The organism is Pseudomonas arcuscaelestis (genome assembly GCF_016881005.1).
GTDB lineage: Bacteria > Pseudomonadota > Gammaproteobacteria > Pseudomonadales > Pseudomonadaceae > Aquipseudomonas > Aquipseudomonas arcuscaelestis.
The window spans coordinates 154,003-178,464 of the sequence record NZ_JACOPV010000008.1 but is presented as its reverse complement, the minus strand read 5'-3'; the positions used below and the strand labels follow the sequence as shown (position 1 = coordinate 178,464).

General features: G+C 57.8%; 35 protein-coding genes. 18 read left to right on the top strand and 17 right to left on the bottom strand.

Annotation, left to right across the window (positions count from 1 at the left end):
* The first annotated feature begins 131 nt into the window (after positions 1-131).
* The 4 genes from H8F21_RS14430 (at position 132) to H8F21_RS14415 (ending at position 3,067) form a co-directional block, all read left to right on the top strand.
* Positions 132-434 (top strand): hypothetical protein, encoded by a 303-nt coding sequence (locus H8F21_RS14430; protein ID WP_203584692.1) that lies wholly within the window; start codon positions 132-134, stop codon positions 432-434.
* A gap of 258 nt (positions 435-692) precedes the next feature.
* Entirely contained in the window at positions 693-1,262 is a 570-nt protein-coding gene (locus tag H8F21_RS14425; protein ID WP_203584691.1) for a hypothetical protein, read from the top strand.
* A 160-nt stretch (positions 1,263-1,422) separates the two neighbouring features.
* A complete protein-coding gene (sohB, locus tag H8F21_RS14420; RefSeq protein WP_203584690.1) occupies positions 1,423-2,448 on the top strand; it encodes a protease SohB in 1,026 nt (341 codons plus the stop codon).
* A gap of 202 nt (positions 2,449-2,650) precedes the next feature.
* Entirely contained in the window at positions 2,651-3,067 is a 417-nt protein-coding gene (locus H8F21_RS14415) for a hypothetical protein (RefSeq protein WP_203584689.1), read from the top strand.
* Between the two features lie 239 nt (positions 3,068-3,306).
* Here H8F21_RS14415 and H8F21_RS14410 read toward each other — a convergent pair whose 3' ends face one another.
* A complete protein-coding gene (locus H8F21_RS14410; RefSeq protein ID WP_203584688.1) occupies positions 3,307-3,486 on the bottom strand; it encodes a hypothetical protein in 180 nt (59 codons plus the stop codon).
* Positions 3,487-3,877: 391 nt separating this feature from the next.
* Between H8F21_RS14410 and H8F21_RS14405 the strand changes: the two genes are divergently transcribed.
* Positions 3,878-4,252, top strand: coding sequence for a hypothetical protein (locus H8F21_RS14405; protein WP_203584687.1), 375 nt, complete (start codon positions 3,878-3,880; stop codon positions 4,250-4,252).
* 54 nt (positions 4,253-4,306) lie between these two features.
* Entirely contained in the window at positions 4,307-6,418 is a 2,112-nt protein-coding gene (locus H8F21_RS14400) for a hypothetical protein (RefSeq protein ID WP_203584686.1), read from the top strand.
* A gap of 160 nt (positions 6,419-6,578) precedes the next feature.
* Here H8F21_RS14400 and H8F21_RS14395 read toward each other — a convergent pair whose 3' ends face one another.
* The 15 genes from H8F21_RS14395 to H8F21_RS14325 all read right to left on the bottom strand — a co-directional run bounded on the left by H8F21_RS14395 (position 6,579) and on the right by H8F21_RS14325 (position 14,415).
* Positions 6,579-7,775, bottom strand: coding sequence for a Fic family protein (locus H8F21_RS14395; RefSeq protein ID WP_236043025.1), 1,197 nt, complete (start codon positions 7,773-7,775; stop codon positions 6,579-6,581).
* A 293-nt stretch (positions 7,776-8,068) separates the two neighbouring features.
* Positions 8,069-8,521: a hypothetical protein gene (locus H8F21_RS14390; RefSeq protein WP_203584685.1), complete on the bottom strand. Its 453-nt coding sequence runs from the start codon at positions 8,519-8,521 to the stop codon at positions 8,069-8,071.
* Between the two features lie 168 nt (positions 8,522-8,689).
* A complete protein-coding gene (locus tag H8F21_RS14385; RefSeq protein WP_236043024.1) occupies positions 8,690-8,959 on the bottom strand; it encodes a hypothetical protein in 270 nt (89 codons plus the stop codon).
* A 46-nt stretch (positions 8,960-9,005) separates the two neighbouring features.
* A complete protein-coding gene (locus tag H8F21_RS14380; RefSeq protein ID WP_203584684.1) occupies positions 9,006-9,191 on the bottom strand; it encodes a hypothetical protein in 186 nt (61 codons plus the stop codon).
* A 90-nt stretch (positions 9,192-9,281) separates the two neighbouring features.
* Positions 9,282-9,434 carry a hypothetical protein gene (locus tag H8F21_RS14375; RefSeq protein WP_203584683.1) on the bottom strand — a complete coding sequence of 51 codons (153 nt, stop codon included), beginning with the start codon at positions 9,432-9,434 and terminating at the stop codon, positions 9,282-9,284.
* A 16-nt stretch (positions 9,435-9,450) separates the two neighbouring features.
* Positions 9,451-9,792, bottom strand: coding sequence for a hypothetical protein (locus H8F21_RS14370; protein WP_203584682.1), 342 nt, complete (start codon positions 9,790-9,792; stop codon positions 9,451-9,453).
* A 9-nt stretch (positions 9,793-9,801) separates the two neighbouring features.
* Positions 9,802-10,047: a hypothetical protein gene (locus H8F21_RS14365; protein WP_203584681.1), complete on the bottom strand. Its 246-nt coding sequence runs from the start codon at positions 10,045-10,047 to the stop codon at positions 9,802-9,804.
* 16 nt (positions 10,048-10,063) lie between these two features.
* Positions 10,064-10,783 (bottom strand): hypothetical protein, encoded by a 720-nt coding sequence (locus H8F21_RS14360; RefSeq protein WP_236043021.1) that lies wholly within the window; start codon positions 10,781-10,783, stop codon positions 10,064-10,066.
* A 228-nt stretch (positions 10,784-11,011) separates the two neighbouring features.
* Entirely contained in the window at positions 11,012-11,257 is a 246-nt protein-coding gene (locus tag H8F21_RS14355) for a hypothetical protein (RefSeq protein WP_203584680.1), read from the bottom strand.
* Positions 11,258-11,433: 176 nt separating this feature from the next.
* Positions 11,434-11,991 carry a hypothetical protein gene (locus tag H8F21_RS14350; protein ID WP_203584679.1) on the bottom strand — a complete coding sequence of 186 codons (558 nt, stop codon included), beginning with the start codon at positions 11,989-11,991 and terminating at the stop codon, positions 11,434-11,436.
* A 99-nt stretch (positions 11,992-12,090) separates the two neighbouring features.
* The gene (locus H8F21_RS14345) at positions 12,091-12,504 is read right to left on the bottom strand and encodes a hypothetical protein (RefSeq protein WP_203584678.1); all 414 of its coding nucleotides are present in this window, start codon (positions 12,502-12,504) and stop codon (positions 12,091-12,093) included.
* Between the two features lie 333 nt (positions 12,505-12,837).
* The gene (locus H8F21_RS14340) at positions 12,838-13,071 is read right to left on the bottom strand and encodes a hypothetical protein (RefSeq protein WP_203584677.1); all 234 of its coding nucleotides are present in this window, start codon (positions 13,069-13,071) and stop codon (positions 12,838-12,840) included.
* 8 nt (positions 13,072-13,079) lie between these two features.
* On the bottom strand, positions 13,080-13,373 hold the full coding sequence (locus H8F21_RS14335; RefSeq protein ID WP_203584676.1) for a hypothetical protein: 294 nt from the start codon (positions 13,371-13,373) through the stop codon (positions 13,080-13,082).
* A complete protein-coding gene (locus H8F21_RS14330) occupies positions 13,370-13,669 on the bottom strand; it encodes a hypothetical protein (RefSeq protein ID WP_203584675.1) in 300 nt (99 codons plus the stop codon). The genes H8F21_RS14335 and H8F21_RS14330 overlap by 4 nt, the downstream gene beginning before the upstream one ends.
* 287 nt (positions 13,670-13,956) lie before the next feature.
* Entirely contained in the window at positions 13,957-14,415 is a 459-nt protein-coding gene (locus H8F21_RS14325) for a helix-turn-helix domain-containing protein (RefSeq protein ID WP_203584674.1), read from the bottom strand.
* A 317-nt stretch (positions 14,416-14,732) separates the two neighbouring features.
* Between H8F21_RS14325 and H8F21_RS14320 the strand changes: the two genes are divergently transcribed.
* From H8F21_RS14320 to H8F21_RS14270, 12 genes are all read left to right on the top strand, one after another.
* Positions 14,733-15,209, top strand: coding sequence for a phage protein NinX family protein (locus tag H8F21_RS14320; protein ID WP_203584673.1), 477 nt, complete (start codon positions 14,733-14,735; stop codon positions 15,207-15,209).
* Between the two features lie 453 nt (positions 15,210-15,662).
* Positions 15,663-16,193 carry a hypothetical protein gene (locus H8F21_RS14315; protein ID WP_203584672.1) on the top strand — a complete coding sequence of 177 codons (531 nt, stop codon included), beginning with the start codon at positions 15,663-15,665 and terminating at the stop codon, positions 16,191-16,193.
* A 118-nt stretch (positions 16,194-16,311) separates the two neighbouring features.
* A complete protein-coding gene (locus H8F21_RS14310) occupies positions 16,312-16,704 on the top strand; it encodes a hypothetical protein (RefSeq protein ID WP_203584671.1) in 393 nt (130 codons plus the stop codon).
* Between the two features lie 4 nt (positions 16,705-16,708).
* Positions 16,709-16,975: a hypothetical protein gene (locus tag H8F21_RS14305; protein ID WP_203584670.1), complete on the top strand. Its 267-nt coding sequence runs from the start codon at positions 16,709-16,711 to the stop codon at positions 16,973-16,975.
* Positions 16,976-17,209: 234 nt separating this feature from the next.
* The gene (locus H8F21_RS14300; RefSeq protein ID WP_203584669.1) at positions 17,210-18,124 is read left to right on the top strand and encodes a hypothetical protein; all 915 of its coding nucleotides are present in this window, start codon (positions 17,210-17,212) and stop codon (positions 18,122-18,124) included.
* 192 nt (positions 18,125-18,316) lie between these two features.
* Positions 18,317-18,832: a hypothetical protein gene (locus tag H8F21_RS14295; protein WP_203584668.1), complete on the top strand. Its 516-nt coding sequence runs from the start codon at positions 18,317-18,319 to the stop codon at positions 18,830-18,832.
* A gap of 4 nt (positions 18,833-18,836) precedes the next feature.
* Positions 18,837-20,264 carry a hypothetical protein gene (locus H8F21_RS29605; protein ID WP_236043020.1) on the top strand — a complete coding sequence of 476 codons (1,428 nt, stop codon included), beginning with the start codon at positions 18,837-18,839 and terminating at the stop codon, positions 20,262-20,264.
* A 605-nt stretch (positions 20,265-20,869) separates the two neighbouring features.
* Positions 20,870-21,520, top strand: a complete 651-nt coding sequence (locus H8F21_RS14285) for a hypothetical protein (protein ID WP_203584667.1) — start codon at positions 20,870-20,872, stop codon at positions 21,518-21,520.
* Between the two features lie 286 nt (positions 21,521-21,806).
* Positions 21,807-22,082: a regulator of G-protein signaling domain-containing protein gene (locus tag H8F21_RS14280; RefSeq protein ID WP_203584666.1), complete on the top strand. Its 276-nt coding sequence runs from the start codon at positions 21,807-21,809 to the stop codon at positions 22,080-22,082.
* A gap of 237 nt (positions 22,083-22,319) precedes the next feature.
* A complete protein-coding gene (locus tag H8F21_RS14275; protein ID WP_236043019.1) occupies positions 22,320-23,366 on the top strand; it encodes a hypothetical protein in 1,047 nt (348 codons plus the stop codon).
* Complete coding sequence (locus H8F21_RS29600) at positions 23,258-23,590, top strand: HNH endonuclease (protein WP_328824484.1); 333 nt, start codon at positions 23,258-23,260, stop codon at positions 23,588-23,590. The genes H8F21_RS14275 and H8F21_RS29600 overlap by 109 nt, the downstream gene beginning before the upstream one ends.
* Before the next feature lie 184 nt (positions 23,591-23,774).
* Entirely contained in the window at positions 23,775-24,017 is a 243-nt protein-coding gene (locus H8F21_RS14270) for a hypothetical protein (RefSeq protein ID WP_203584665.1), read from the top strand.
* 77 nt (positions 24,018-24,094) lie between these two features.
* On the opposite strand, the gene H8F21_RS14265 is transcribed toward H8F21_RS14270, so the two are convergent.
* Positions 24,095-24,460, bottom strand: a complete 366-nt coding sequence (locus tag H8F21_RS14265) for a hypothetical protein (RefSeq protein WP_203584664.1) — start codon at positions 24,458-24,460, stop codon at positions 24,095-24,097.
* Between the last annotated feature and the right edge of the window lie 2 nt (positions 24,461-24,462).

Below are 24,462 nucleotides of genomic sequence, written 5' to 3'. Positions count from 1 at the left end.
TCAACTCACCGCCCCTTCCCAATCAAGGCCTGGCTCATGCTGGGCCTTTCTGTATCCTGACTACCTGCTTCTGGCACACCCATTTCGGCCTGACACTGGCTCCATCAAACACAGAGCCGGGAGGCCAAGCCATGCAGAGGGTTGATTCGACTACCCCACCCAGCGCCCAAGCGCCAACTGTAAAGACCTCAGCGACAACCCAGGTAACCGACTTGTTCGGGAACGTTCTCCAGGTGACCGACCTGGACGCTGCCATCGCTGAGCGGCAGATGTGCGTGGACGCCCGCACCTGGTTCTACACCCGGCCATTCAAGTACGACAACGGGATCAAGGTCGACATCCCAGAGCGTGCCGGGGAGAAAATCCCATTGTCCCAATACCATGAGGACCTGCTGACCAAGCTGCAGGCGCTGAAGGCTCAGCTGACTTGCTGACTGGATCGCCACTCCCACAGCAGCTAACCACCCCTAGGCCCGGGCACGATCCGGGCCTTTTAGTGTCCGGCTTCAGTTCCAAGGTGAGGATTTCGGAGGGCCTCCATCTCGGTTTGGCGTGGCGCGGGAGCGATATTATCCGCACCTTCACAAGTCAGGAGTTCACCGGCGATGATGGGGGACGAACCCATAACGGGATGCGATGGAAATGCTCCACCTCCCACAGGCACCAACATCTGGACACCAGCTGCGGTCGCGATGCTTGGCAAAGCTGTAGATCGGGAGGTTGCCGAGCAGCTGGGCGTCAGTAGCAAAGCGGTCTACACCGAACGCACAAAACGTGGGATCGGGCCGTTCGTTGCCAGGGCGAATTGGACTGATGACGCCATCAGCAAACTCGGGACGATGACAGACGCTGATGCAGCCAAGCAGATTGGTATCAGCAGACCCCGCGCCCGTGCCAAGCGTGAGGAACTGGGCATTGCCCCGTTTGATCCCAATACCGCGTTTGTCCTGCCGGCTGAATACGTACCTCAACTCGGCAAGGTCTCTGACGGTTCGATAGCCAAGGCACTGGGTGTGTCCCAACCCACAATCTCGGCCATCAGGCGAAACCTCGGGATCAGCGCTGTAATCGCGTTCAGCTCTCCACGACCCGGGCTCGATAACGAGTTGGGCAAGGACACGGATCAGAGCCTGGCCACCCGTTTCGGGGTCACCCGTAGCTGTGTGCGGATGCGGCGCTTGCGGCTGGGTATTCCCAAATTCATACCCGGCTCGGGGGACCCAACCCAGTCTCAGGATGGCAATTCCACGCTACCCGTGTGAGGGCCAAGCCTCCATTTCCAGGGTTCGGCAATCCTCCCTGATAAACCTAGATGCCATGGTTCTGGCACGCAGGGAGTGGCCATATCCTGGCCCCATCAAAAATACAACTGAGTGGCGGGTGCCGCTCAGCATCTACAGCGCCACAACCTAGAGAGATCCCATGACGGAATTGTTTTTCAACTACATCGAGTTTCTGATGAAGGCCCTGACCTGCTTGGTCGCATTCGTGGTCGTACTCACCATCATCGCTGGCATGCGCGGCGGCAAGGGTAAGGCTGGCGAAGGCAAGCTGCGCGCCCGCTCCCTGAACAAGTTCTATGAAGCACTCTCCCAGGCGGTGAATGACCTCACTATGACCAAGGGCGAGCGAAAGGCCGCCGCGAAGGCGCAGAAGAAAGCAGATAAACAGACCGACAGTTCGGCTGTTCGACCAAAGCTGTTCGTCCTGGACTTCAAGGGTGACGTTCAAGCATCGGCGGTGGAGTCTTTGCGTAACGAGGTCACTGCACTGCTTGCTGGCGCGAAAGCGGCCCAGGATGAGGTGGTGGTGCGGCTTGAGTCACCCGGCGGTTACGTTCACTCGTATGGCCTTGCCTCCTCCCAGCTGCAGCGCATCACGAAAGCAGGCATTCCCCTGACTGTGTGCGTGGACGAGGTTGCCGCCAGCGGTGGTTACATGATGGCCTGCATCGCGGACAAGATCGTCGCCGCCCCGTTCGCCCTGATGGGTTCCATTGGTGTCGTGGCTGAGGCACCGAACGTAAACCGCCTGCTTAAGCGCTTCGACGTCGACTACGAGGTTTACACCGCCGGCGAGTCCAAGCGAACCCTCACCATTTTCGGCGAAAACACCGATGAAGGCCGTGAGAAGTTCAAGGAGCAGTTGGGCCGCGTCCACGAAATGTTCAAAAAGCACGTCAGCGATCACCGCCCACAGGTCGACATCAAAAAGATCGCCACCGGTGAAGCCTGGCACGCCAATGAGGCGCTGGAGCTGCAGCTGGTCGATGAGTTGATGACCAGCGATGAGTACTTGGCCGGCAAGGCCCAGGGCTACGACCTAATTCAACTCGACTTCGCTCGCCCCAAGAAGAGCGCCCTGCGGAAGCTGCTCAGTGGTTCAGCCGCCATGGCCATCGAGGAAAACCTCCCGCGCATCATGGCCCTGTTCAACAAGGCCCACTAAGCCACAAGGTCCACTCTCTCCATCAGAGCCCGCCCATTCGGCGGGCTTTTTCGTTCCCGGAATTCGATGAGGTCTCGAATCACGAGCCAGGCCACCCCGGCGTTATGATGCCTGCCATTCACTGGGAAGGATCAATGACCAAGATGGGAACCGAAAGCCCTGTGCCGGGTGCGTCAGATGCTCAGAGCGCCAGCAACAAGCCGTGCAGATTCAGACAATGAAGTGGAACCTGACCAGCCTAAAGCGCCGCTACGATGGGCTGCACCGGGATATGTACACCATTGCCGCCCGCGAGGTACCAATGGGGCTGCCAGTGGCCGAGTTCGCGGCAGCTGCCATTGCTGAAGCCTTGGCCGGCCTGGCTGAACCAACCGCCTACCCGGACCCGGCCGCACTCGGTAACTCCGTAATCCGGGCCGCCTACGAGATCCTGCACGGCTGCACGCTCAAACCAGAGATCTCCCAGCACCTGGATGTGAAAACTGTCGCGAGCGTCGCCCAGCGGCTGAATGATCACCTCCCTGCAGAAACCCTGGAGGCTGACAGCCATGAATGGGTGATGTTCGACGCCCATGACGGGGGGTTCGTTCATCTGTCGCAAGTGCCGGGAGCTCGCTGAGAGCCCTGGGTTCGACCACCGCCCACCGGCGCGCCTGGGTTGCTTTGGTCGCCCGGTCAGCGCTGTTGCCCTGCAGGATGCGCATTGAGAAGCGGCCGTTCAGCAATGACCTATCCAGTCGGGCGTTGAACACAGACTTCAGCGCCCGGCTCCGGCATTCCCTCGGCGTAACATAGGTGCCCGCTTTGGTTCTGGCGGGCGCATTCATTTCCGGGGTTCGGGTTTCTATCAATTCACGGTCAGGCTTTGGGGATGAATCCCTGGCCGCACAGAATGATCATCAAGGGCCTGATTACCCGTACAACCGGTTCGTACAGCACGCTGACGAACAGACTCAGCGGGCTGCGCGTGAGTGGTGCTACGAGGTAGGGTGCAGGAGTGACATAGGCCAGCGCTTGCGCCTGCTGTCTGCTAAGCAACTGGCTATCCTCCATGCCTACGCATCCGGCTGGCAGGAGGACACACAATGCACACTCTCCTGGGCTCCAGACGACGCACAACCAACCATTTTCGGACAGATCAGGCAAACAGAGGTTGGCTTCCAAAACACCGGCGAGCTGCAGCGGCGAGATGCAGCGGCGAGATGCCAAAACGCTATCCCACTGATCCAACCCGGGCACACTGTCGGCTCAACTGTGGCGGGAGCCTTCGTTTCCTCGGGTAGAATGCGAATGAATTCATGGCCGAGCTTTGGGTAGTAATAGGCTGCCCTCGCGCACGGCCGGCACGGTACGGATTATCTGCCCCGCAGGCTTCTGGCACAGGCAATGCACCTGATAATTCAGTCACTACCAGATGGACGATTCACCCATGACTGACAATGTCTTCACCTACTCCATTTTTACCAAGTTAAACGAGCCTGAAATCGCCGATCCGGATCATCCGTACAACCAGTTCGTACGGAACGCTGATCGGCAGACTCAGAAGGCTGCAATTGACTGGTGCTACGAGGCAGGGAGCAAGCCAGACATTGGTGCGCTGCTGACCCGGATGTCTGATCGGCAGCTCTCAATCTTCAAGGCCTACGCGGCGGGCTGGAGGGTGGACGTTGAGTTCACGCTCTCGTTTGTTCCTTACGAGCTGCATGAGCCGGTCGAGGAAGCGATCAGGGAGCAGGTGGCCGGGTTCCAGGTCATCCGAGATCTCATTGAATCTGAACACCAGCGCCGCTTGATTCAACCTTGAGCCATACATCACCGCCCGCCGGGCGAGCCTGCAATCTGACAGAGGCCTGTGCCCATGAGTCCCCAATCGAACATCCAACGCCCAGGTGAGGAAGCCATTGCACTATGGGAGCAACTCACCGGGCAGCAGCTAGAATCCCTGACTACCTCTCTGGTCTCCCGCGAGTTCAGCTTGTACGAAGCCAATCAGCGAATCGCCGCAGCGATCAAGACGGGCGACAAAGCCATCGTAACCCTGCTTATCCGCTCTCAGGTGCCGCGCTTTGCCAAATCGGCAATCTTCCCCCTCAGTGAGTACCGTAACGGCTCAGAACGCCTCACAGGCATGCTGGCGACCATGGACAAGCTTGATTCACTGTTTCAGGAACCAACCATTTCCCAGCTGCACGATGAGTACCAGGCCTATGCAGAAGGCTCGTTGGCGTTCTATCGGGGGCTGGAGCGGGAGCAGCTCTCACAGGAGGCGCGGGAGTTTGTTGCCGCAGAGGGTGGCAGCGTGGGGCTGGATGCGCTGCACAGCATCGACCGGCTGACCCGCCTGATGATCCGTGACGGAATCCCAGCGCCAGCTTCAGATGCCAAGCTGGGGCGCCACATCTACGTGATCGCCCAAATCGAGGACCTGGTGCAACACGCCAAGCAAATCCCTACCGGCTTTTCGCTCTGCGTGATCCGTGGGGAGAACATCGCAAGCAGCTACTTCGTCATGGTGGTGCGCACCGGTGGCCGTATCCTGGCGCTGACTGACAAGGGCAAGTTCAAACACCCCCTGCAAGAAGAGCGCATGGCGGCACGGAACGACCGATTCAACGCCTACCGCATTGACGGGAGCCACTTCCCCTACTCGCTCCTGAAGATCCAGTGGCTGGACCGTAACCGGGTTGCCAAGGAGAGTGAGCCGCGCGCCACAAACCTCCCGACCCGCGCCGGGCTGCCGGTGCTGGCGGACATCAGCGAGCTCGATGACCGTGAGCTGCTGTGGCTTCAGTTGTTCATTGACCAATGCCGGCAACGTTACTTCGAGCAGGGCCACACCGAACCACTGCTGGCCACCGGCTCGATGCTGAGTATCGCGCACAAGCTCGCAGGTGATGGTGGCCAATACCCTGTGCTGGCTGACCGCCAACTCGAGTTGGTTCCTCGCCCCAGTAAGGAACTGACCGCCGCATCCTTCCACGAGTCCGACCCCGGCTGGGCTAAACGTAGCAACCCGAATCTCTGGATGGAAAGCCGGTACGCCGACCAGGTGCCGGAGGAATGCCTGTATATCCCTGAGTCGGTGATGCAAGCGGGCCAGCTGCTGATCGGCCGTGATGAGAAAGGCGCCCTGGCGGTGAGGCACGGGGAATCGCGCAAAGGACTGTTCGAACCAGATTTGAAGGCAATTTCCGCGCACTCCCTCGACACCCCGGAGCGCATTATTGCCGACGCCCACTACACGGCGCGGCACAACCAAGTGGAGATCATCAAGGGTTTGGCTGCAGCGGACTACAAGGAGCGCGAGCAGGACATGAAAAAGTGGTTCTACAAGGCCGTGGCCAAGAACCTCCCCGCGCTGGTGCACGACCTGTTGCTGGCCAACCATGCGCGGTTCCGCCTCCCCCGCACGGAGAGTGGGCAACCTATGATGGGCGTCAACGGCACCAATAGGCGATCCATCGTGTTCACTTACGAGGCACTTAGCCGGCAATCCGGACCAGACCGCCGTGACCAGCTGCGGTTGGAACATCTGATCGGCGTCACCAACCAGGCAGCGGCACAATGGGATTGCTACCTGCAGCCCGGGCAACACGTGCCGGCCAACCTGTTCATCGCGCTGAGCACCGAGACAATTCACGACATCATGGTTCTCACTGGGCTGCCGCTGTCTGATATCCCCCCGGAACTTCATACCCGAGGTCTGAACATCTACAGTGGCAATCACATCCTTGAGCGACTCGATCCGCTCAGCCGCATTGCGAACCCATGGGAGTCGATGAGGCTCCGCTTCCGCCTACCCGTGAGTTTCAAAGCGTTCAAGGCCTACCGATCGAAGCATGGGCTGAAGACGCCAACGATTGGCTTGCTGGAGTCCTGGGCGCGCGAGGGTGGCCAGCTGGCCCACTTGGAGGGTGTTCCGGATACGAGCAGTGTCGACACCGGCCTCGGGTTGCCCCCTGCCGATTAATCGGACGTGCTGATTTGGCAATACGGACATTTGCCCCGGTGTAAAAGTCCGTATTGCTTCCGTGCCTCGTGCGCCGCCGGGACCTCAGCGCCAGCACACTTCGAGTAACGCCATATGAATCGGCCGGTGTACAGATCCGGCCGGGCCGCGCAAAGGGTGCTTAGGTGAACCGGCGGTGAAGGTCGGGGAACACCAGCTGGGCAAACCAAATGGGCAGGCCTGGATGGAGCTCGCGGGACTTCGGCGACGGTGCTTCAACGACCCCGATATTGATCAGGGCTTTCAGGTGCTCAATGGAAGCGCGATCCGGAAGCCCAAGATAGATTTTGAAATCTGCCCGGGTTACCTCCCCCTGGATCAACAGAAGGTGAAGTGCTCGTGCCGCCCCCGGCTTGATCCCGGCCTCAACAAAGTGAGGGTCGAACCGGACGATGCGCTCCAGCCGGTCGCGGAGAGTGTGCACACTCATAGCGTCGGCGGTATAGGCGATCTGGTCTTTGCAAACCTCAAGCATGAAACGAACGAAATCTACCAGGCCCGACTGGCTTAGCTGGCCGCGACCATCCAGGTCCCCGCGCCGCGGCTGATCGGCAGCTCTCAGCCTGGCGTAGTACTCATCCTGGCGCTTGGCCAACCCGCGCGAGATCGACCACAGAGGGGAGCCAAGGCCGATTTTGACCAGCTGCAGGTGTGTCATCATCCGAATCAGGCGACCGTTGCCATCCTCAAACGGGTGAGTGAACGCCAGGCGGTGGTGGTAGGCCAGGGCATTCAGCAGGCGTGTTCTGGGGTCTTGGGCCATACCGTACGCTTCTTGCATCCGATTGATCATCGGCCCCACCGATTCCCAGCCAGGCGCAGCGTGATCGCCCACGAAGACATTCTGCTGTGACTCATCTCGCAGCTGGCCCGGTACCAGCACACGCCCGTTACCCAGGTCCAGATCCTTATCCGACGAGCCACTGAAAAGGCGCTTGTGGGCCATGCTCACAAGATCTCGAGAGAACATGTCCTTCCAGGTTGTATCGCCGAAACGTCGCAGGTAGCGCTCAAGGGTTTCCTGGGCCACGATGTGGGTGACCGCAAGCAAGCGCAGATCTTTGGCTTCGCGAACCTTCACCCGGGGCGCAAGTGTGGCCGGCTCGGTGAATTGGCCCTCAATCAAATTGCTGTAGTAGCTGTTGGTCAGGCGCATCAGGTGGCCTACCCGCTTAGCCGTCTCAGCCGGGATCGCGCCTTCCAAGCGACCAAGCTGGTATGGCAGCTCGTCGGCCATCGCCAGTACGTCAGCTGGGTAGCCGCCTGAAGGGGTAAGCGGCTCAAGCCAATGCTTACCTTGAATGAACTCGAAGGCCATGATGATTCCCGTGGCAGGCGTGCACATTTTTTTGCACAGAATAAACGCCACTATACCTCAACTAACACGGGGCCTTCAGAGCATTTTGGCAGGCGCGAACATGAAGCACTCTACACATTTAATTGCACACATTTCTGCGCAAACTGTCGGGTGCTCACCCAAGGACTGAAGCATGACGGTTCAGGATCTAAACCGTAGCTTGAAGAATGGAGTGTGCTGCGGCCGGTTTGGCAGCCCCTAACGACGAAGGGAGACTTTGCCGTTGGGGCTTAGAGGGGCTTCCAGGGGAACAGCTATTTGCTTTCAATGGGGATCTGAACCCGGCTCTGCACCAAGAAAAATGCCTTCTCGCCGACATCGCCTTTGACTTGGCCCAGCGCCCCAGAACTATCCAGAAGGGCACCAGGTACGTCGGTAACCACAACAGTGCCGCCTGGCTGCATACATGCAATTGAGGCCAGTCCATCACTCGGCTTTACGTGACCTTGATTGTCATTAAAAACTGGAATGTGGATTGCGCATTTGGCTGCTTCAAGCCGATCCATTGCTCGGTTGATCGCATCGGGCAACGTCCCTTTAGGATTACCCAGCGCGCCCCAGTTCTTGACGTACCCGCTGAGGGTGTCACCCGAGCTGCTCACGACGAACGGGATAGAGGACAGATCAGGGACAAAAATGTCTTTCTCGGCACCAATCACAGGTGATGCAAGAGCCAGCAAAGCAAGGGCCGCGACTACATTTTTCATTGAATCTCCGCTGAGGGTCTGAAACGTGAGGGGTGTAACGACAAAGGGCCCAGTCTATCTCGCGCCCCACCTGACGCAACTCAAAAGCCAACTTCGGATTTCAACCAGGCGCCCTCCCTCATCATGCGATCACTCGATCATGGTCAGAACCCGAACTCAGGGGCCTGATCAGGCGTTAGCCCATTCGTCCGGCTCGCCCAACTCAAGCTGCACCGCCGAATTGACAAAACCAGCCAGGTCGGCGGCGGCGACCTCCATCACGGCACGCAGTTGGCTTTTTTCGTGGATATCCCCCGCACAGGCCAGCCAAGCATGCCGCGCCTGGCGGTAGGCGTTGAGCTGTTGCACCGCGATATTGTGGAGGTCGATGGTCAGCGACCCGCTCAGTTGCGCCGGCGGCTCGGTGTAAAGGTACTTCTTGGGGGTGATGGCAGTCATGGGTGGCGGCCCTTTCCGGGTCTGGTGGGTTCGGACGGTTCCGTGACTATGGCGCGTCTTTAAGAACAACGTGGGTTGTAGCCTGGCTGAGGATGTTCTGGCAACGCTCCCACTGTTCGGGGTCGTAGTTGGCCGTGACGGAGACGCCACAATGACCAGTGTTGTGAAGCGCCAGCAGCTGCTCCTGCTCATCTGCTGGGGCGGGGTTAGCCTGTGGGCTGCGATTTCTCATAAACTGGTCCTTATAGCGCCGACCGATCCGGCGCTTCTAATGGATTTGCCCGCTCGATGGCGGGCTCATGGGACAGCGATCATTTTTCAATCACCTAGCGGCGTCGAGTGCTGCTTGCAGAATCGCCTTCAAGGCATCGAAGTTTTTTATACTGTCTTCCTGGCTCCCGCCTTTGGGCAGCAAGCCACGCTTAACAGCTTCTTTCATCGCCGCGTAAACCATTTCATTTGTGACTGTAGGCATGCGTTCTGTTCCGTGACTATTCGTCGTTGTCGTCCGAGTAGTATTCGGACAGGTCCTTGGTTGCCAGCTCCGGGTACACCTGCTTAATGCAGTCGAATGCAAATGCCTGTGCTTCGGCCTCCGCCCGGAAGAATACAGGCTCGATGTAGGGTGCAACCGCCGGCCTGGATACGCCTGCGAGGTGATCAAAAGCGCTCCCGTGATCAACCTCAACAAACCATCGGCCATCTGCGCATTCCACAAGGTTCAAGCCCGCATTAGGGAATTCGCCCATGGCCCAAGAAACAAGCCCGTCCAGATGCTCGTGGCTGATCGTGTTGTACAAGCGGTGAGTGTTTACGGGCGCGGTGTTGTTCATGGATTCCCCTTATCTCTTTAGCAGCTGTGAAACGACCCAAAGCGTCCGGTCGTTTACCCACCTGGCTAGAACAGGAACACTGATAAACGTTGCAGCGAAGGCCAGCAACACAAACGGCATCTGGCCTTGGTCGGTGTCACCCAAAACGGCCGGGGTGAATGCGTACCATGCACCAACTATGGCGGCGATCGCCGTTGCCAGCGCGATCAGTGCGCAAAGCGTTTTGGCGATCCAAGCAGTGAAGGTATTGGTCATACTTTTCCGATAACGGCTAGGCCGCGACAAGGCAAGTGGTCGATTGGGCGCCCTCGATGCGCCGGAATTCTACAACCCACACCCAAGGGTTAGCATCCCACCGATTAGAAGCCGACGGTTCAAGCTTGGCGCCTTTGGGAAACGACCAGCCGTTGTTGTGACGCCAGAGTGTTTGGAATGACTCCAATGGCGTGCTAACGCAGAAGGTCCCATCCCCGCCCAGGTGGTAGTCACGCCAGAATTGCCGTTCATGTTCGCACTCAGGGTTTAATTTGGGTACGGGAATAATCCCCTCGGCGATGCACTGACCGTCACTGATTGACTGCAACCGCTCGACTCGGACCGCTGTGATTTCGAGCTGGATACGCCTGGCCCACCGCGGCATACGTGTTCCAGGGCGAACATTGTGCGGATATTCCCAGTGGGCTACTGATCCATTGAACGCAGGGTCCTCGCAGCCTGAATACAGCACCGGGGCCTTGTCTGCGACATAACGCGAAAGAACCACAGCTCCGCACGGAGAAAGCTGAGACTCAGTGTCCTCCTGCACCCAAAGCTGATCACCGGTCTGACCGTACATGCAAAGCTCACTTGCGCGCTCTGCTATCCACTCCGGAGAGTGGCCGGCCAGCAACCCCGCGGCGGCACCCTCCACTTCAAACCGGGCAACGGTTTTTTGACCTTGCAGAATGGCGCGGACCATATGGCTGTTGAACAAAATCGGGCGTTCTTTCATTAAGTACAATCCTTCGATCTGCAGACTGGGAACCATGTCCTTGGCCTGCTATAGCCCGCACGGGGCGGGCTTGTGGTGACCGCGGATCGCCCTACAGGAAAACGGTGTCAGTGATGGTCTTGTTACCATCAGAGTAGATGGTCGCCATCTGCAACCGCCCCCGCTGCCCAGCAGGCGCTGGGCTGGTCATGTCCGTGTCATTCTAACCAGTAGGCCTGGGCTGAGCGATTACACCCCACCAGTCGAAATCGCGATAATAATCGCGATCAATGACAGAGCTACGGTCGAGAAACACTCTACCGCTGTCAGGGAGCGTCTAACCAAACCAATCAGAAGTGCTCCGAGGAAGACAACAAAAGCGATCCAAAACAACAAAGGAGCGCTCATAACCAAGCCAAAAATCATCAGCAGAATCCCGCCAATTGTTAGGCCAGGACACATCAGGTCTTTCTTTCGATCAGTTAAAGTCAACATTGGAAATCCAGTTATTAATGGTTTGTAAGGCTCACAGAGCCTCATTTCAGCAAGGAATTTCTGTTCTTGAAACAGGAAATCCTTAGGTGCCCAGCAGCTACCGGGCTACAGCAGCTGTACTGTGTCTAAGTGCACCGAGGCATTGATTTATCAGCTACAACTGCAGCGATCATGCCCTACAGAAAAACGGTCTCAGTGATGGTCTTGCTACCATCAGCGCCGACGGTTGTCATCCGCATGCTCGCACCCTCGCCGCCGCGTGGCTGAAAGTCCTTGGGAGGCTCAATGAGGAAACGGATGGCGCGTGTCTCTTCGCTACCGAGAGTGATGCCATTAGGGAAGCTTTCGCTCTCGGGGAGACAATCTGAAAAGTACGGGCGCACTAACTCAACCTCAGCGGGAGTGAGTGGGTAGAACGCGTTGTTGGAATGCTGCATCAACCATCCGCCATCGCCATCGCCAGGGCCAGGGCCAGGGCCAGCATGACACAAGATGTAGTTATCCGAACCGAACTGGCCCTGCTTGATACGAACCTGGGCGACCCATCCGATTGAACCGCGCGGCGAATTGCCATGCGGGCCTGTCTTCACGAACATGCCTTGCTCGGGCATGCGCACTGATCCGAAGTTGCCGACTGTTTGCATCCAGCGGACTTCGTGGTCGGCCCTGATCGCATCATGGATCTGCGTGTGCAGTTTATCGAACTCGGCTTGGTTAGTTTCATTAAGCGGCATGGGTTGCGTCTCCTTACGATTCAATAGGGTGGGCACTGAATGGGGCCTTCTACGGCCGCGGCCCAGCAATGGGCTGGGCTTAGGCAGTACCGCGACTCTTCAGTAGTGGAGGTCGTCAATGAAGCGACGTACCGCTTCAATTGTTGGTTCGCTCAACCGATGGTAAGTCAGAAAGTGAAAGCCCTGTTCTTCCTCGTCCCACTCATCCAGCTGGTCAGCATCGAACGACCAACGCTCGCCAGCATGGGTAATGTTGGTCCACCCATCTACCGCCGCCACCCACGCACCGTGATCCTCGGCACTCAACAAGCAGACGACATCATTAAGGGAAAACTGCAGGGCGTTGGAGACATGCGCTTGGTCATTGCCACTGGTCGCCAGAATGATGCCCTTGGCGTGGCCGGCCGCTTCCGATGGCAGCTCGATGACGCGAATGACGTAACGAACGGGTTCCTCGCTCGACTGCAGCACATACCCCACGAGTTGATTCACTTCGATATTGGCGATGCTCATTTCAACTGCCCTCCTCGGCAATGGGATTCGATGTGCCAATCCTGTCTTGGAATCCCGCGTGCCAGAAGCCAGTGCTAATCAAGTATGTAGTTGCTGAAAATGATGCTGAAGGTTTGCATGCTCGTTTTCCTGCCTTAGAACAGCCAATCGAGAGAGATATCGCGTTGTTCACGAGGGCGATCCGGCGTCGCTGGACGATCAAACTCTTCACGGCAAGGATCGCACAACGTGTAGCAAACACCGGCCGTCGTGTAGCTTCTGGCCGTTGGCTGCTGCGTACGGCAGCGATCGCAGCAAAGACAAAGCGGTTTCATCGGCATCGTAGTTTTCCTATCACTTGATGAAGCCCTTCCAAGGATCAGGGACAGCATCCCCTGCGGTCACGGCCATCGCATCGTTTTTGGAAAGCTCGGCCAACATCTGCCTCTCAGTATTGGTGAGAAACGCTGCCTTAAAGCCGATGAGGCCATCTGCCTCGACTGTGATGCGATCACCGCAACCCGGGTTTGAAGGAACAACCCGCACATTTCCGGCTTCGTACGCCGCTTTTACGATTTCGTAGAACATGCGCTTTACTACTGGGGCGCAATTGGTAGAGCCAGCACATAAGCCGATAGCGCGTCAGCCGCCGACTCACTCAGTTCATCACGGATCTTCGCGGCATTGATCATGCCCAAAGCCATACCGCGAAGACGCTCCACGGGCACAGTCGCAGGCAGTACCAAATCGCTCAATGCGCTTACCAATTTCCACCGTGCGCCGGAATGCATCACGTCGAGCAGCGGGCGTAAATGATAAGGCAGGCGTTCAAGCTCGGCGGAACGGCGGGCTCTCAGGCCCTCAAATCCATCGGGGTTACACAGGTTCATTGGCTATTTCCTTCTGAATGGGCAGACTGACGCATGGCGACTGCCAAGGCATGCGCCCACTTAGAGCCGTAATCAATAGAGCCAAAAGCGTGACGCTCAGCCCGCTCGACCTCGCTCATCGTGGGCACACGCAGGCCCATTTTTTGGGCTTGAATGCCGGCCTCTCGATGGACGGCGTTTCGTTCGGCGGCCTGCCATTCGTCGAGGCTACGTTCAGCACGCATTGCAGCCTCAGCCTGGAACGCCCCATAGATACTTTTGGCTGGCTCGGTGCGAGGTTGAAAAATGTCTGACATGAAAACTCCTAAGCGTTTACGGATGGACCATTGAACTGGGCAAGATTTTCGTCCAGCACCCTTACAATACGATCGGACATTCAACCTGCCCGGACATGTCGTTTGAGTGTCAATCTTGGACTGTAACCCCGCGTGCCAGAAGCCAGCACCAATCAAATTTTTTGCCTCGAAACTACAACGCAAGGCACAGCGTGGTTACCAAGTTCGGCAAAACCATTCATGTGCCAGCGGAGTTGATGCTCTCCGATGCGCCCGGGGCCGAGGGCGCGGCGGAGGTATGACAGAGATCAGACGCTGCGAGAGTCAGCGCTGAGCTCTGCAGAGGTTTTCTCCACAATGGCTATGGCCTCAATCAGCTGCTGCGATGCAGGGTGCTGCGACTGGGTCAGTACCCCCAGCGCCGCTTTCAGTTGCTCGTGTGCCACTTTCACCAAAATATCGGCCTGGACGATCCCCTTTATCCGGGCCTGGGCGTCCGCAATGATGCTGTGACCAATGCTGGTTTGCCCTGAGCGCCCAGGATGACCCGTAAGCCGATCACCCTCCATAAGCCATTCGACATCCACATTGCAGGCTTTGGCCAGCGCAAGCAGGCCCTTCGAGCTACCAATTTTCCCGGACTCGAGCGCAGAGATAGTCTGCTGAGAAACCCCGGAAGCCTTGCAAAGCTCTTGCTGACTAAATCCCGCATCCGTCCTGGACTTAACCAGCCGATCGGCGAGGCGCTCAAACCTTGGTGCACTCATTCGGGCAACCCTCTACAAAAATGTTTGTCGCCCCTATGTGGCATCAAACACGCGATTAAGTGAACTTGTTGCAATGATCGCATGCCTTTGAAGCTCTGAGCCAACAAGTTTCTTTGTAGTTGGCGTCAAATTACGGACCTGAGGGGTCATGGGGGTGATGAAATGAATGAATCCCTGATCGGGGGTCTGATTCGTCACACCAAATGTTCGGAAATGGGAACAGGCTCTTTGAGCCAATTGATCTGAAAGGTACAGGCTTCTGGCACGTGGGTTTCCAGGACAGGATGGCACATCAAAACCCTCAGACTGGAGCCCGCATGAACACTCAACCCGTATTCACCCCTTCCCCACTAGCGGGATTTGTCGCAGTCCACCTCAACGACCTTGATGGACCGGCGCTCGATTGGGCCGTGGCTAAGGCTGCGGGCATTGACATCAAAATCGTTCCTCCCGTCCACAAAGAAGTGGCCCGTATCTTCTGTGTCACGCCGCATGGATTTGGATCATTCCGCCCCAGCAGCGACTGGGCAGATGCTGGTCCACTGCTGCGGGAGTTTCAGGTGGCTCTAACCCCGGAGGCTCACTACGGCGCGGAAGGAACCGAGACGTCGGAACGCTGGATCGCGAACATCTACTACGCAGCCGGCGAGCAGTACACCACCGAGCCATGCCGCAATGAGCTGGTCGCCCTGTGCAGGGCCATCGTGGTTACCAAGTTCGGCGAAACCATCCATGTGCCAGTGGAGTTGATGCTCTCCGATTCGTCCGGGGGCGAGGGCGCGGCGGTTGCATGATAGAGATCAGGCGCTGCTACCAATGACGATTTGGCCTGGCGGTCAACGTTGACCGCACACCTCAGACAAGGGGGCTCCGCGGAGCTCTCAAACCCATTGTTGGCCCGGCACCAGCAGCCGACCTATTTCAAGAAGAACGCCCGGGCTTACCGCGCTACTGGTTGGCCTAGCGGTGGTTTCCGCCCTGGGAATTTCTAAGCTTCATGGTAAGTCTCGCGCCGATGCTACTGATACGCTCCTTTCGGCCTTGAAATAGGCTGCATCAAGGATCGGATTCCTCCCCCAGTTCCGACCTTTTCTGTGCATTGAAGCCCCGGAGGTGCATGGGGTGATGAAGTGAATTCCTGACCTGGGGTCTGATCCGGTACAGCAAATGTTCGGAGAGCGGGGTTCTGCCACAAGGAAGCTCCCCTGATGATGGCCGCACTTCCCAAGTACCCCGGAGCTCCAGATATGAACCCAGCATTCCAAGAAGCACTCGCAGCCCGCCTCCTCTGGGTTGATGTCGAAGTTCTCGCCGGAATGGAGGGCTTTGAGGCTCAGACCGACGACGCGGTTCAAGCGGCGTATGACGCTGTGCACGAACTCGCGTCCAACGAAGTGCTGATGCACCGCCACTACGGGCCTCGCGCCCCGCTGATGTTCCAGGACCTCCCCGAGCTGGCCGACCAGTACAACCTGGCCCATGAGGTTTACACCCAGCTCTACTACAACAACTATCACGCCGGGGAGCTAGCCCTCTCCAGCACATGGCTCGAGCCAGCCAAGCCACTTGATCTGCCCTACAGCAAGTGGCTGGTTGCGGTGCAAGCGCGGGTTTCAGAGTTAAAGGGCGATCTGTTCACCCAGGCCGAGCCCAATGAAAGAGAAGTCTGCCCATGGCTGATGGCGTGGGGCCGAGCCCTGGACGTTGAGGAAGCTGCACAAGGGGTGATCCGCCACTACGAACAGCAGAAGGTGCGCGAAGTGGAAACCTACTCATAACCCATGGTTGGGCGGCAATGCTGCCACCAGATCCACACATCTGCGGTAGGGGCTTCTGGCACATGCACAGAGGGGACACCATATGCGCAACAACTCCCTACAGCCGAAGAGTTCTCCCATGACCACGAAGTCCTCCACCTTTCGACCAGAGATCGGTCAAACACTGTTCATCGGCTTTATGGCTGAGAAGCCATTCGCGGTGACAGTTACCGGCTTCCACCATGACCCGCGCTTTTCTAGTGAGCAAATCGAGTTCACGGTCTGTAGTAACGGCAAAAAGGACTCCACATCCCTCAGCTTCTATACGTTCTTTCCTGACGCACCGCTGGACAGCAAATTCGTGTTCTGCGTAATGCTGGAGTGTGAGGGTGATTACTACGAAGATAAATACTTCTTCGAACCTCAGAGTGCATTCGACCATATGGACGCCCTTGCGTCCGGCGCGATTAAGCCCCGCGTGGACTTTTCGTGTAATGATCGTGCTTTTCACGTACAGGTTGAAAAGGTATGAATCGGTGAAGATCAGAACGCAGAAAGGAAGTATGTTCCCGCTCAATCGCCCTCAACAGGTATGGGTTGGCGACACTCCTGAGGTGATGCAAACGGCTCTTTTCGCCGGTCAGGAGATGATGGCCATCACCGACGACGCAGGGGGCTTCGAGCTGCGCTATCTGGGGCTCATCGGTAGCGGGTATTCCACAATGGGCGAAGCGATCGCGGCGGCACCTGAGTTTGGCCGGTTCGTGCTGGAGTGCCTTCGCTGCCTCATCCAGGACGCATAGCGACCCACATTTCCCGATCCCCAAGCGAGGTATGAGCAATCAGTACCGACCTTCGGAATTGAGGAATACGGACATTCTCCGAGCGCAAGTGTCCGTATTAGCTGGATGCCTGCCCGCCCGGCGTCTTCCTAGCGCCAGCTCGTACTCTGGAGAAGGTTGGGGAGCGCTTTCACCCGCCTCGGGCCAGCTGGACATTTAAGGTAGCATTTTGGCTTTGCGGCACTCTGAGGATCCATGATACTTGAAAGCATCGAAACGACCCCGGATTCAGTGATGCTACGAGAAAAGGAATACCTGATTAGCAACGCACAGGCGCAGCAGATTCTAAGAGGCTGCCCTCCTCCCGCGGTTAGAAACGTGCTCGCCACACTGACCCGAGTAGACCAAGTATTGCTAACTGGGCATGAAACACGTCGATCGTCGATGTCCGTCCTTAAAGCCCTAAAATTGGGAGCCAAGAACCTGCTGAAGTCTCGGGCTGCCGGCAAAGTCGACAAGCCGCTATCTATCATCTCGGGAGTACTGGGTACCATCGGGGATTGCCTGCTCCTAGCGGGTGTGCTGTACAGCTGCCATTGGGGTATCAGTTACGTTGGCTCTCAGCAGGGTGCGGATCTTAATGGCGCCACAGTGGCTACTGTTTTCGCGCTGGCTGTCGCCGCAATAGGTGTGATTGCTATCGTCACCCGGATCATCAAAATCATCCTCGAGAAAGATGTAGACAGGCTGTCGGGGTTCGCCATTAACGAGGAGCAGGTTCAGGAGATCCTGAAATCCTCCACTGCACCGGGTTACGTCATTAAGATTCTCGATAACCTCCCGGTGATTTTCAGTTATCAGAATTCCGACGCGGACCTCAATCTGCAAGCCGTGCGTGACATGGAGGCCGATGCAACGCTATGCCATATCGCCCCTTCAGCAACCGAGCAACAGGAGCCAAAGCGGTGGTGGGCTAAGCCCGTACTCCTGGTGGCACTCCTATCTATGGCCTGGCTGGCGTTCGGAGCACTGCTCACCGAGCACTATGATTATCTTCAAACTATTGGCGCAGTCGCAGTTCTTGCGTTTGTCCTCGATGTCCTGGTCTGTTGGCATTGGGCACACAAAACGGATCGGTTGATTGCCCAGCGACCAGGGTTGACCTGGTAAGCATCTTCAACAAGCTCGCGACTTTCGCGGGCTTTGCTTATGTGCAGTACCTCGCAACACCAGCACCTGAAAAGCGTGCCCCCTTTTTGGGTTCCGGCACGTTGAGTTTCGGGAGATGATCCTCGCATCGTCCCGACCTGCTGCGAAGCACATTGCGCACCAGGACACTCAAGATGCAAAGGAACCGTCCACATGAGCCCCCCATCCAGTAAGGCAAGCGTCGTCACGCTGCCGCACGATCTGGCTGATCGAATTCTTGTTCGCCTCAACACAGCAGCATCCGCATTCAAGGCCGCGAAGGTTGAACGTGACGAGTTCCGCAGCCTGCTCTCTCATCCCGGTACCGGCGGCGGCATCTGTCTGCCCAGGGAGAATGCTGAACGTATCCTCACCCGGCTGAAACTGACCGCCAGCAGGTTCAATGCCGCAGCGGTAGAGCGCGATGAGCTGCGCACACTGCTCAACAACCGGCTCCCGACCGAATGCGACAAAGGGATCCTCTGTCAGGACCTGAACTGCAGTGCCGACAGTCCAGTGCTGACCCCTGAGGAACTCGCTGCGCAATTGAGCGACCTGCGTCTGCGCCACAACCGCCTGCAACGGGACATGCAAACAATCGCATCCCTTCAGGTGCCTCGCGGGGTCACGATCTCTGACTTTGCATCTGCAGCTATTGCGGGTGCCCAATCCAACAACGTAGGGGCCTAGACCGATGAGCAACAACCAGCTTGTACCAGGGACACAGAGCGATCCTCATCAACTGCCGGACGTAGAGGCGACGGTGCAGTCGCTTCAAGAGGCCTACGAAGGTGACAGCAGCCTGGGCTTCATCAATGACGCTGCAGTCCTGCTGGGAAAGCTCATTGGTTCAGAGCTTCAGACCATTCGCGACAAATTGCAGCCCGGCTTCGGCCATTGCCAACTGGATGTGCTGTGGATGGATGGGCGCTCAGCGGTAGACGCCATCATCAGTTATGACCAGTACAGCGCGATTCTGAAGACTATTTACCCCGAGCTTAGTGGGGTGAGTGCGGCCTTCCAAGCGGCAGTGAGCCAGCACACCACCGGCCGAGAGCCAGTCGACGTGGGGCGCCTTCCCCCGCCCGAACGCCAGGCGCTGTGGCAGCTGATTGACAATGCGCTGGTCGGCACCGTTGAGCCAATGTTGCGTGGCGATGTGTGCAACATCTTGGCCACAGCCCTGGTCCAGTGGACCGACCGGCAAAGCGCCGAACTTGAACTCCGAACGTCGTGGATGAATCGCCTGGTCGACTACTTCACCGAGTCCGGGATGCCCGAAGACATGTTGGCCGAGTACAAGGCCATGAACGCCGCTGCCGCGCCGGCAGCGCCCGTCCTGCCCGGTGCAGCTGAGTATCGCCTGCTCCGCGAAGGCGAAACGATCCTGGTCGATGATCAGCAACTGGGTGGTGACGCTGCTACTTGGCTGCTGGTAGGTGCAAAGGCACCGCTCAATGTTGGTTCGGCTTTCAGCCCCCAAGGCATGGCACCGGTGCGCCGCCGGAGTGTGCAGCCAGTGACCGTGGTTACCAGTCAGACTGACACCGAAGTCGCGCGGCTTAGCCTGGCCGATGGAGATGACCTGACGCCGGCGACCTGGGCGGACTTCGTGCAGCGCCTACACCACGACTGCGTCGGGGATGGAGTGAGAAGCCACTGCACAGCCGAGGCTTTGTTCACCGTTGAGGCGCGCCGGCTGGTGTATGGCATTGACTCGGACTACAGCCAAGACCTGGTACTCACATGCGAAGACCGGGAATGGTTTTCGCCCGAGGAGTATTGGAATGGGCTGAGTGAGGCCCAGCGAGAAGGCCTTGACCGTTCGATGCAGGAGCTCGAAGAGAAGAATTTCCTCGATGCAGATGAAGATGAACGCTGGGAGATTCTCGGTAAACTGCCGGAGCACAGTGTCGTTGGCTACCAAGAAACCTGGGAATACGTAAACTCTCACCTTACCAAGGACGCGGCTGAGGCATTCATCCGCCGGAAGAAGCATGACTACCGGAAAGGGCTGCGGGTATCGGTGGAGTCTCAGATCTTTGCATGGGAATTCAATACCATCAAAAACGCAGTCCTTACCGGCCGCCTGCAGCTGGTAGATGCGCCAGCAACAGCATAGACCTGGCTTCAGTGAGCGAGCCGCACGCAGCCGCGGTTCGCCCCCGGGCACCTGGTCAGGTGGATCCGGCAGGTACACATTCAGCCTGCAAGTTGAATGAGCGTCGAAATGGAGCAACCCGAAATGCAGGACCAAGTTAAGGACTTCAATGACTGGTGCGCCAGGGAGTTCTTCACCCTTTTTCGAAAGGATGCCCTGAAAGCGGTCGGGGAAGCCCGGTACAGGGCAATGAAACTGGAGCCCGTGGATCGCCGTCTACTGCGTGCCACCTTCAAAACCTTGCAGTGCAGCACAAGCAAGCCGCTCGGCCTCTCGCTGGCCAAAAGCGCCAAATGCTCATCGGTGCCTGGGGCTTCACCCTAATTTGCTATGCGTTTGGAGTAGGAGATTTTTCACTGTTGGGCGGCGTAGTAGGTTCGGCTGCTGTCTTTCTTGATTACTTCTACTGCATGCGATTGTCCAGGAAATGGAACCAACTGGCGGATGTGCTCGAAACCACCTAGATCCAGAGAGACACAATTAGGGCCAAGAGCCTAGATATCGCCGGACAGGTACCAAGCCACACCGACATCAACACTACTCACATCAGGATGGAATGACCCGCCATGCAACAGCATGCACAGGACTTCGATAACTGGAGCAAGTCGTTCCAGGCCCTCTACCGCAAGGATGCCATGCGAGCAATCGCAGAAGCAGAGCAAATGGCTCGGGGGCTGGACCGCCAGGAGCGTGCCCTCCGCTGCGGTACGTACAAGAACCTTGCATTGCGGTATAGGCTCGCCGGCCACCCACTGCATAGGCCGAAGCCGTATTTGTTTGCCGGGGTTTGCGTAGCCACCGCCATCGGATGGGTGCTTGGATTTGGGAACATGTCCTTGCTCTTGATCGGTTATGCCGTGGTCGCCATGGGTGCTCACCAGCTTATCTGCAACCGAACTGCCAATGGTTTCAGCTGTCTGGCGGACGTGTTAGAACCCACAAGTAGCCAGGACGAAGCACCCTTAGCCCCTGACACAAACCCTAGTCGAGGACTTGAAATGATTGATAAGGCAGAGCAAGACCGGGAAAACTCTAATCGTTTCACAGAGAGCGCGATCGCCCGCTACGAGCGCATCATCAAAGCCGCAACTGCGATGACAGACGCCGAGAAGGTAGCACTCGCAGAGTGGGAGGTGGAACACGTCACGGGTAGCGGCGACCACGGCACCAGTGATTGGCCCGGCTGGGAAGCAATCATCAACCGCATTAGCCACTGACCCAGGCTGCCGGCCTCCGATCATTGCGAATTTGCCGGACTGCACCGGCGGGGTTACGCTCTATTACGTGGTTCCCTTCAGTTGTAGATGCACCCGAAGCCTTAGTGTGGCAACGCTGAGGCTTCGTCGTTTCTGGGCACTGGGCACTGGCCCGGACCAGGAATCTCGGGCGGTGCTGCGAACCAGAAGCATCAATCCAAAAAAACCTTTTCCCCATGCTTCTGGCACACCCGTTATGGACTGAAAGTTACTTCATCTAAGTAACCACCCCCACTGAGGTGAAGCCATGACCATGACCGCCCGCCAGCTGCTCACAACCTGGATCGAACAAGAAGCACCAATCGAGACTGTAAACAACCTGGTTGCTGGTGCCGACACAGCTGAACGGGTGATCTGTGACGCGGCCAGGCGGGCGTATGAGCTCATCTGGAGCTGGTCAGCTCCACGCTACATCGGCAGCGCTGGGACTGCACAAGATCGCTTTTTCGAACGTTGCGGTGGTCGCGCGCTCGAACGTCGAATCCAGCGGGCCAAATGGCTGGCAGTACGCTTATGCGGCTGACAGGTACGCCCTGACGGCCGGCACGAGGCAGTCGACTGTACGCTCTGTGCACGCCTGCCTGCACCAGCTGGTTGACGGCGGCGCGCCAGCCCCACTCCAGCATCTGCAGCGGTAGAAATAGAAAGCCCGGCATGCCCGGGCTTTCTTGTGCCCGTGGACCGGGTACCAAACCAACGTCCAATCACCGATACTGCCTCTCTCATCAGATATGCGCGTCCCTTGAGTGATGGAACACCCATGAAGAAAAAGGCCATACGGCCCAAACCACGGATCAAAGCCGGGACATTTTCACCCAAGTGCAGACTTGGTCGGTGGGGCGGGTACCGGGCGTGGGCCGAGTACATGGCCAAGTTCACACGCTATGTTCAGGTCGCAATGGATGGCCATCACGATGATTGGTCGACGCAACAGGGGGGTGACCTGAACCCGGAGGTGCAGGCCTATGCGCTGGGCGATGCGGATCTTTACAACCTGGTGGACCCTCAACGTCTGGTAGTTGGCCCGGCCAGGCCTGAAGCCCCACGGCACCTGTATGCCCTCGATGCTGATGATCTCCTGGAGTTCACAGCAGAAGACGTACTTGCGGCATGGACCTTAAGAACCCAGTGTTGCGGAACGAAAGAAGTAGCTGCAGAGCTTTACGCCCTATTCCGGGTTTTGAATGGTGATGATGATTCCTACGCTGGCCCGGCGGCATACCTGGACGACCAAACGGTGCTGGCCATGTTCCCGGTACCGGAAAGCCAAGAGCAGGCAGTTCGGGCTGAGCTCTCAAGTTCAGGCGCTGCGATCGGCAGTGTGGATGCACCTGAGCCAGAGGTTGAGGTTGCCCAGGAGATGGCTTCAGGGCTCACCCTTGCTGATGTGCGCGGACTGACTATAGAGCCACTGAAGGCAGCATGGGGCAATCGGCCAGAGAGCTTCGCATCACTGGAGGCTGCAGCCGAAACGTTGGCCATCCTACGTTCGCTGAACTCAAAAGCCACCGAGAAGCCCAGCTACAGGGTCATGATGGAGCATGACCTGGTACAGGACCTGGTGGACTCTCTGCCTCTGGAGATCGCACACAACGCGCCAGCACCGGCTGTGGAGCTTGAATTGCTGCGTAGGGATCAGCGGGTGGGCGGACCCAGGCAGCGGTCGTACGCCCTCGGCAAGGCAACTTCAGGACATCGCTGTTCCAACGGTACGGCGGCGCGTGCTGCATCACCGGCTGCAAGGTCGATACGCTGCTCGAGGCAGCTCACATCATCCCCTATCGTGGCGATCAGACCGATGATGTAAGCAATGGGCTGCTGCTGCGAGTGGATCTGCACCGGCTGTTTGACGCGCACCTGGTCACCATCAATCCGGTCACATTCGAGGTCGAGGTGACCAGCACCATCGAGGACGAGGGGTACAGGGCGTACCACGGTAAGCGCCTGTTCAGATTCAGTCCCAAACCTCGGGTTTTATTCCTCGAGACCCATTATGCCGCGTATCAGCGGGTCGCCGGCGATAGGCTATAGCGTCCTGAGTCTGGAACCCAAGCGGACAAGGACTCCCCTTAGTGGCCGCTTCACCCACGACGTAACGCCAACTGGCGTTGATGCACCTTTGGCTCGGCCCTTTTCGGGGAAACGTGTGAGGGTTCTGGCACTGCTGACCTGGCCTGATGATTGCCGTATCAACATCACAACGAGGTAAAGCCCCATGACCACCGCAGCCATTGCCAGCTCGCTCAAATCCCAAGTTGAAACCACTGGTGAGGATCAACCTTCACAGTTGTCAGCTTCGCAAAAGCAAGTCATCGCTGAACTGCGTGGCAGAGGCTTCGCAGTAGTCCTCTTCTCGCCAGTGGAGCTGGACGGCGTGTCCCCGGATCGGTTGGAGAGCCGCTTGGTTGCAGATGGGAACGAACACATCGAGGAACTCAACGAGTTAGAGAACAACTAACTGGTGGATCCCCCTGGAACGCACCAGCCCGCCTTAATGGCGGGCTTTTCCGTTCCAGGGGGATGAGCGTAGCGCTATTAGGATTTAGCCGCGTTGTGGCGTTCGATGCTGTCGAGAAGAACTGCGCAACTCGCGACATGCTCACGCAAGCGGTCGCGAAGTGGGTAATCCTCTGAGCGCTCGGCAGTGTCGGCCGCCGCCTGGTAGAGAGCGCCAGCACGCTCCAGATTGCGCTGCCGGCTCTGCGGTTTCCACCACTCAGCATCAAACGGCCAGGATTGCGGTTGCGGGCTGCTGCCGTCAGTGGCATCGCGGTAGCACAGCGCTGCCAGCTCCAAGGCGCCTGCGCCAAGTTCATCATCATTCCGAGCAGTCCGACCTTCGGATTCGATCTGTCGCTTCCGCTCAGCAGCGATCAGCTGGGCACCGGTGATTTTGCTCATTG